7 protein-coding genes and 1 pseudogene are annotated in these 5,296 nt (G+C 69.1%); 5 read left to right on the top strand and 3 right to left on the bottom strand.

The window, feature by feature from the left end; genetic code table 11:
* The 4 genes and pseudogenes from Q0588_RS10025 to Q0588_RS10010 form a co-directional block, all read left to right on the top strand.
* Positions 1 to 802, top strand: a pseudogene (locus tag Q0588_RS10025) (peptidase M28); the annotation flags it as partial.
* The gene (purN, locus tag Q0588_RS10020) at positions 802 to 1,410 is read left to right on the top strand and encodes a phosphoribosylglycinamide formyltransferase (RefSeq protein WP_298745813.1); all 609 of its coding nucleotides are present in this window, start codon (positions 802 to 804) and stop codon (positions 1,408 to 1,410) included. The pseudogene Q0588_RS10025 and the gene purN, both read left to right, overlap by 1 nt.
* 140 nt (positions 1,411 to 1,550) lie before the next feature.
* Positions 1,551 to 1,802: a helix-turn-helix domain-containing protein gene (locus Q0588_RS10015; protein WP_298745812.1), complete on the top strand. Its 252-nt coding sequence runs from the start codon at positions 1,551 to 1,553 to the stop codon at positions 1,800 to 1,802.
* Positions 1,803 to 1,807: 5 nt separating this feature from the next.
* Positions 1,808 to 3,556 carry a SulP family inorganic anion transporter gene (locus Q0588_RS10010; protein ID WP_298745811.1) on the top strand — a complete coding sequence of 583 codons (1,749 nt, stop codon included), beginning with the start codon at positions 1,808 to 1,810 and terminating at the stop codon, positions 3,554 to 3,556.
* 7 nt (positions 3,557 to 3,563) lie between these two features.
* Here the strand turns inward: Q0588_RS10010 and ndk are convergent, their stop codons facing one another.
* The 3 genes from ndk to Q0588_RS09995 all read right to left on the bottom strand — a co-directional run bounded on the left by ndk (position 3,564) and on the right by Q0588_RS09995 (position 4,838).
* A complete protein-coding gene (gene ndk, locus Q0588_RS10005) occupies positions 3,564 to 3,983 on the bottom strand; it encodes a nucleoside-diphosphate kinase (protein ID WP_298745810.1) in 420 nt (139 codons plus the stop codon).
* Between the two features lie 76 nt (positions 3,984 to 4,059).
* A complete protein-coding gene (locus Q0588_RS10000; RefSeq protein WP_298745809.1) occupies positions 4,060 to 4,470 on the bottom strand; it encodes a type II toxin-antitoxin system VapC family toxin in 411 nt (136 codons plus the stop codon).
* Positions 4,471 to 4,547: 77 nt separating this feature from the next.
* On the bottom strand, positions 4,548 to 4,838 hold the full coding sequence (locus tag Q0588_RS09995; RefSeq protein WP_298745808.1) for a type II toxin-antitoxin system prevent-host-death family antitoxin: 291 nt from the start codon (positions 4,836 to 4,838) through the stop codon (positions 4,548 to 4,550).
* A 45-nt stretch (positions 4,839 to 4,883) separates the two neighbouring features.
* Between Q0588_RS09995 and Q0588_RS09990 the strand changes: the two genes are divergently transcribed.
* The coding region (locus tag Q0588_RS09990; protein WP_298745807.1) for an ATP-binding cassette domain-containing protein at positions 4,884 to 5,296 on the top strand (413 nt) is incomplete at its 3' end.

Below are 5,296 nucleotides of genomic sequence, written 5' to 3'. Positions count from 1 at the left end.
GATCCTGGCCGACTACGCCCAGGCCCAGGGCTGGCGGGTCGAGGCCAATCTGAACAACGACATCGTCGGCAACTCCGAAGGCCAGTCGGGGGTGCGCGACACCACCCGGGTGCGGGTCTTCTCGGAAGGCACCAAGACGGTCGAAACCGCGGCCCAGGCCGAGCGGCGGCGCTACAACGGGGGCGAGGTCGACTCGTCGTCGCGCAACCTGGCCCGCTTCATCGACGCCGTCGCCGACCGCTACCTGACCAATTTCGACGTCGACCTGATCTACCGGACCGACCGCTACGGCCGCGGCGGGGACCAGGTCGAAATGCTGCGCCACGGCTTCCCGGCGGTGCGCATTTCCGAGGGCGCCGAACATTACGACCGCCAGCACCAGGACCTGCGGGTCGAGAACGGCGTCCGCTACGGCGACACCCTCGACGGCATCGATTTCGACTATCTGGGCCAGGTGGCGCGGTTGAACGTCGTCGCCATGGCCGCCCTGGGCAACGCCCCGGCGACGCCGCTCGGCGTGACCATCGAAGGCGCGGTCCGGCCCGACACCACGGTCAGGTGGCAGGCCGTCCCCGGCGCGGCCGGCTATCGCGTCTGGTGGCGCTCGACCACGGCGCCGCAGTGGACCCACAGCCGCTGGGCCGGACAGGCCACCGAACTGGTCCTGCCGGGGGTGGTCATCGACGACTGGTTCTTCGGCGTCTCGGCCGTGTCGGAGGACGGCTATGAAAGCCCGGTGGTGTTCCCGGGCCCGCCCGGCTCGTTCGTCCCGGTCGGCGATCCGGCCCCGCCCGCGCGCTGATGCCGGACCCGGGTTCCGGGCGCGTCCGCGTCGCCGTCCTGATTTCAGGCTCCGGCTCGAACATGGCCGCTCTGGTCGACGCGGCGCGCGCGGCCGACTGTCCCTTCGAGGTCGCGCTGGTGCTGTCGAACCGACCGGAGGCGGGCGGGCTGGCGGTGGCGCGGGCGAAGGGCGTCCCCGTCGCCGTCGTCGACCACCGCCCGTTCGGCAAGGATCGCGAGGCCCACGAGCGGGCCGTCGAGGCGGTTCTGGCGGAGCACGGGATCGAGGTGGTCGCGCTGGCCGGCTACATGCGGCTGCTGACGTCCTGGCTGGTCCGGCGCCGGCGCGGGCGCATGCTCAACATCCATCCCAGCCTGCTGCCGAAATACCCGGGGCTGGACACCCACGCCCGGGCCCTGGCGGCGGGCGACGCCGAGGCGGGCTGTTCCGTGCATCTGGTCACGGAGGGCGTGGATGAAGGCCCGCTGCTGGCCCAGGCGACGGCGCCGGTGCTGGCCGGCGACACCCCGGCCAGCCTGGCGCAGAGGGTGCTGGCGGCCGAACACCGGCTGTATCCGCAGGCCCTGGCCGACTTCTGCCGCTCGCTGCGGACGCCGGACGCCTGAACCGTTTTCGGTCCCCGCGGGAGACACGGCGTCGTGACCACGCCCGCCGGACGCCCTTCCGAACCGGCGCCGTCCGAGGTCAAGGTGTTGAGACTTTACTCACCTATGGTGATATATAATCTTCCAATAAAGAGGTTCAGATGATCACTGGCCCCCAGATCCGCGCCGCCCGGGCCCTGCTGGGAATCGATCAGCGCGAGCTGGCCCGCCTGTCCGGGCTCTCCCCGCAGACCATCCAGCGGATGGAGGCCTGCGAGGGCTCGGTCCGGGCGGTGGTCGACAGTCTTGAGAAGGTCATGACGGCGATCTCCGGCGCCGGCGTCGAACTCATCGTGGAAGGCGCCCCCAGCCAGGGCGTCGGCCGCGGCGTCCGGCTGATCGGCGGAAAATAGCGGCCATGGGAAACGACTGGAAGCTGTTCCTGCCCAAGACGGTCACCGTCCTGCGCCAGGGCTATGGCCTGACGGATTTCCGGGCCGACACCTTCGCCGGCCTGACCGTGGCGGTGGTGGCCCTCCCCCTGGCCATGGCCCTGGCCATCGCCTCGGGCGCGACGCCCGAGGTCGGTCTGATCACGGCCGTCGTCGCCGGCTTCCTGATTTCGGCTCTCGGCGGCAGCCGGTTCCAGATCGGCGGTCCGACCGGGGCCTTCGTGGTCATCGTCTACGGAGTGATCTCGAAATACGGCTACGACGGCCTGCTGATGGCCACACTGATGGCCGGAGGCATCCTGATCGTCGCGGGACTGGCCCGGGTCGGGACCCTGATCAAATACATTCCCGATCCCGTCACCACCGGCTTCACCAGCGGCATCGCCGTCATCATCATGGCCAGCCAGATCAAGGACATTCTCGGCCTCGAGGCCGCCGCCGTCCCCGCCGAACTGATGCCCAAACTGCAGGCCCTGTGGGCTGTGCGCGACACCGTCAGCCTTCCGGCCTTCGGGCTGTCGGCCGTCTGCGTCGCCGGAATCCTGCTGCTGCGCCGCTACGTCCCGCGCGCGCCCGGCTTCCTGGTGATCACGGTCCTGGCCGCCGGCGTCGTCGCCCTGACCCAGTGGCCGGTCGAGACCATCGGTTCGCGTTTCGGCGAGATGAACGCCCGCCTTCCGACGCCCAGCCTCGACTTCTGGCGCTGGGACAACGCCGTCGCCCTGCTGCCCAGCGCCCTGACCATCGCTTTGCTGGCGGGGGTGGAATCCCTGCTCTCGGCCGTCGTCGGCGACCAGATGACCGGTCGTCGCCATCGCTCGAACGTCGAACTGGTGGCCCAGGGCGTGGCCAATGTCGCCTCGGCCGCGGTCGGCGGCCTGCCGGCCACCGGAGCCATCGCCCGCACCGCGACCAACATCCGCTCCGGCGCGCGCTCGCCGGTGGCCGGCATGCTGCACGCGGTGTTCCTGCTGCTCTTCATGCTGCTGTTGTCGCCGGTGATGAAGCTGGTCCCCATGGCGGCGCTGGCGGCCATCCTCGTGGTGGTGGCGCTGAACATGGCCGAGGCGCGCCGCTTCCGCCTGATCCTGCGCACCTCGCACGGCGACCGCGCCGTCCTGCTGGCCACCTTCGGCCTGACCGTGCTGGTCGACCTGACCGTCGCCATCGAGGTCGGCATGGTGCTGGCCGCCTTTGTCTTCATGCACCGGATGGCGAGGCTGGCCTCGATCGAGGGCGGCACGCCGATCATCGAGGGCGACGAGGACGACCTCCAGTCCGAGCGGAGCGGCCGCTACACCCCCAACCAGGGCCTGCCGGCCGACATCGGCGTCCTGACCTTCCGGGGCCCGCTGTTCTTCGGCAGCGCGGTCGTGGTCAAGGACGCATTGGACCGGATCGGCGCGCGCAAGCGGGCCTATATCCTGCGCCTCGAAGCCGTGCCGCTGCTCGACCCCACGGGCGCCTTCGCACTGGGCGACCTGCTGAGACGGCTTCTGGACGAGGGCGAAGAGGTGCTGATCGTCGGGGCCGGACACGGCGTCCTGCGCACCCTGCTGCAGACCGTTCCCGGACCGGTGTTGAAGCGCGTCCACTTCGTGCGGACCTTCGAGGCGGCGCGCAAACGGGTCCTCGACCGGTCGAACGGTCCGGAAGACGAAACGGCCGGTCCCCCGTCAGGAGAACCGGCCGCCGTTCAAGCGACAACGGGGTGAACCCGGCTCAGCCAACGATCTGGTCGTCGGTGAAGAACTGGGCGATCTCGATCCTCGCGTTCTCGAGCGAGTCCGAGCCGTGCACCGAGTTCTCGCCGATCGACAGGGCGAACAGCTTGCGGATCGTGCCGTCGGCGGCGTCCTTCGGATTGGTGGCGCCCATGACTTCCCGGTATTTGGCCACGGCGTTGTCGCCCTCCAGCACCTGGACCACGACCGGCTCGGCGGTCATCTGGCCGACCAGCTCGCCGTAGAACGGGCGTTCGGCGTGGACCTCGTAGAATTTCCTGGCCTGGGCCTCGGTCAGCCTGACCCGGCGCTGGGCGACGATGCGCAGGCCCGCGCCCTCGATCACGGCATTGATGGCGCCGGTCAGGTTGCGGCGCGTGGCGTCGGGCTTGATGATCGAGAAGGTGCGTTCGGTCATGGGAGCGACTTCTTGTTGGGAGATTGAGGGTGGCGGGCTTATAGACGCGCCCTCCCCGGTTTCCAACCCGGCCCGATCAGCAGGCTATCGCCCGCACATGGCCCAGCGCCGCATAGTCGAGGATGGCGCGGTCACGGGTCAACAGCGGCACATCCAAAGCCCGCGCGACGGCGATCAGCAGACGATCCGCGGGATCGCTGTGGATGGGTTCCGGTAACCGCCATGCGGCCAGCGCGATATCGTGACTCATGAGCACGGGGCGAACCCCCGGCGCTCTCATGGCGTTGGCGACCCATGTCTCCACGTCTGGTTCAAACAGGCGACCTGTCCGGCTATCCCGATTGCGGGCCAGCAGGCCGATTTCCCAGGCGGAGACCACGGACACCAGGATGCCGCCGTTGTCCTGAGCGGCCTCGATGGCCGCCCGGCCCTCGACGGTCAGGTCCCGGTTGAGTTGCGCCCGAATGACGACATTGGTGTCGAGCAACACGGCGGTTCCGCGTTGCGAGGAGCGAGCCGCGAGCGGCCGGAGCCCTTGCCCGACGGCGCGTCGCGAGCGGAGGGTCACCGCAAGCCTCTCGCGGGATCACACGCTCCGTGAACCTCTGCATCGTAGATGGGGCCGTCGATGTCGAGATCCTCGGGCAGCACGGCACTGCCTTCCTGCCAGCCAATGAAGCCACGATCATTGCCGCGACCCAGAGGCGGTTCCAGAACCGCAACCTCTTTGCCGCGTTTGGTGATGCGCACCTTGCTCAAGGCGCCTGAGTTCACGCGATCCAGCAGTTCCAGGCACTTGGCCTTGAACTCCGTCGCCGTTATGACGACCTCGCCGCTCAAATGGTCATACGTCATGACTGGTCATCTTGATATGACCAGTCCGAAAGTCAATGCCTCTCCATGCTCCAGATCACCGACCTGACCTTCAGCGCCTGGGGCCGCAAATTCCTCGAGGACGCCTCCGTCAGCCTGCCGCCCGGCGCCAAGGTCGGACTGGTCGGCCGCAACGGCGTCGGCAAGTCGACCCTGTTCAAGCTGATCCTCGGCGAACTGGCGGCAGGGGGCGACGAGATCAGCCTGCCGAAGACCGCCCGCATCGCCTCGGTCGACCAGGAGCATCCGGCCACCCCGGTCAGCGTGCTCGACACCATCCTCGAGGCCGATGTCGAACGCCACGACCTGCTGACCCGGCTGGAGACCGCCGCGCCCGAGGAGATGGGCGAGATCTGGACCCGGCTGATCGAGATCGACGCCGACGCCGCCCCGGCCCGCGCCGCCGAGATCCTCGTCGGCCTCGGCTTCGACCAGGAGAA

Source organism: uncultured Brevundimonas sp., assembly GCF_937870815.1.
Lineage (GTDB): Bacteria > Pseudomonadota > Alphaproteobacteria > Caulobacterales > Caulobacteraceae > Brevundimonas.
Note: the sequence above shows the minus strand (reverse complement) of the source record. Positions and strands in the feature narration are given on the sequence as shown.